We start from the raw sequence: 1,440 nt of genomic DNA on the forward strand, positions 1-1,440 counted from the left end.
TTGAAAGCAGACTTTGCTCCGCATACAGCTCCACGCCCTTGCGGCGCGTCTCGTCAATATTGATAAAATGCCAACCGTCGGTGATCGAGCTGCCCAGGGTTTCATTTACGATCTCGTTTTTCGTATCGGTCCAAAATATCGTCGCGCTCACGTACTGCCCGTAGATTAGATCCTTAAGGCCGATCTCGTAGGTTTTAAAGGTTTCGGATTTGAGGTTATTAAGCACATAAGGACCGTTACGACCGAGCTTGTCGATGAGCTGATTGGGGCCTGGAGAGATATAGCCGCGCTCAAATTTAAAATACAGATTGCCGTCTTTGGAATAATTAAAATTTGGCGTGATCTCAAAAGCGTAATTATTTTTATCATCGCTTACTCGGGTGCTATTTTGCGTCTGCGAGATTATATTTCCCATCCTTTTTATAGTAGTTAAAACCCTGCGATTTACTTTGTATTCGGCGCGCTCAAACCGACCGCCCGCGCTAAGCGAAAACGCCTCGGTGAAATTGTGCTTTTCTAAAGCATAGACCGAGTGGGTAAGCTTTTGCATATCAAAGATCGTAAGCTGCGAACGGCTCATCATAGGATTCATCGCGACATCAAAATTTATCCTACGAAAGCCCTTGTTTTTGAGATAATCATATCCCGCTATGAACTCGCCGCTGTCGTAGTCGAGCTTGCCTTTTAAATTTGCCCCCTCTTTGCGGTCTTTCATCACAAATCCGCTCTGAATGATCCTGATATCTTGATAATAAGGATGCAAATTTGCTTCGATTTTATCGCCGAATTTTACCGTGTAGCCGAAATCGAAATTTGCCCGCGTACTTTTGGTAAAAGTCCGTTCACCTCCTTGCTGGCGGCGATCCGCTCTCAGCTCGGCAAGCCCTAAGCTCGGCACCGAATAGGTTCGCGCCTGATAATAGCTCGGATCAAAAGAGATGCTTTGATCGTCCGAAATTTTATAATGCATCCCGAGCGAGCCGTAATAGCCGGTATTTTTCTCGCCCTTGCGGTATCCGCGCTGCTTAAAGCCCTTTACGGCGGTTTTTAGAAACAAATTCTCGCTCACGTTGCCGCCGAGCCCTAAATTTAGATCATTGTAATTATACGACGCGATCTTGGTAGAGATATTGGCGTACGGGTATCTGGCTCCCTTTTTCGTGATGATATTTATCACGCCGCCGCTGGTGCCGCTGCCGTAAAGCACGCTACCGCCTCCGGGGATTATCTCCACGCGCTCGATATCTTCGATCGGGATGAGATCGATCGGGATAGTCGTTGGCGTCGTGTCGATCATATTGAGCGCGACTCCGTTGAGAAGAACCTTGACGGAGGTATTTGCCTTCTGACCCTGCCCGCGCAGATCGACCGTATCGCCGTGAAAGCTAACCCCCGGCGCCTTTTCTAAAATTTCGCGCAGATCGCGGTAACCGCGGTTTT

General features: G+C 48.1%; 1 protein-coding gene. It reads right to left on the minus strand.

The window, feature by feature from the left end; all coding sequences use genetic code 11:
• Positions 1-1,440, minus strand: a 1,440-nt coding sequence (locus Q0369_RS03265; protein ID WP_298095911.1) for a TonB-dependent receptor, incomplete at both ends; no start/stop codon positions are given.

The sequence above is a fragment of the uncultured Campylobacter sp. genome, assembly GCF_938030685.1.
Classification (GTDB): domain Bacteria; phylum Campylobacterota; class Campylobacteria; order Campylobacterales; family Campylobacteraceae; genus Campylobacter_B.